Source organism: Niveispirillum fermenti, assembly GCF_048066175.1.
Taxonomy (GTDB): Bacteria; Pseudomonadota; Alphaproteobacteria; order Azospirillales; family Azospirillaceae; genus Niveispirillum; species Niveispirillum fermenti.
In genome coordinates, this window is the sequence record NZ_JBLTXA010000136.1 from 1 (window position 1) to 429 (window position 429).

General features: G+C 42.0%; 1 protein-coding gene. It reads left to right on the forward strand.

Translation table 11 applies throughout. From position 1 onward, the window contains the following. The coding region (locus ACM9LZ_RS26035; protein ID WP_416622402.1) for a hypothetical protein at nucleotides 1-429 on the forward strand (429 nt) is incomplete at both ends.

Sequence of the window (429 nt, forward strand, 5' to 3'; positions counted from 1 at the left end):
TATTCTCTGGGAAAGAAACGCCCTGACTGTAAACCAGCCACCTGTTACGATGGAATCTCTGGCTAAACAAGCGGGATTTGGTCAGGCATTTGTCCTGGGAGCAAGGGAAGCTAAGGATCAAAATGGTAATACAGTCTATATTATGGATAACGGTGGCGCGGGGAGCCAGATTCGCCGAGGTGATATTGTCCAATTTGTTGATGAGTTTATTTTTGTTTACTCTAAAGAGGGGATTTTCCAGGCTGCCCTTAATGCAGATGGTACAAAAAACATTACTGCATCGAATAATTCTCAAGGACGGGAATTAAATGTAAGTGGTATTTTGGCTGATAGCCATTCATCAGGTAATAATGACTCTTCCAAACCTAATATTGGTAAAGGATTAACAACTGAGCAAAAAAATGAGTTAGGTGGCAGCAGTTCTGGTGC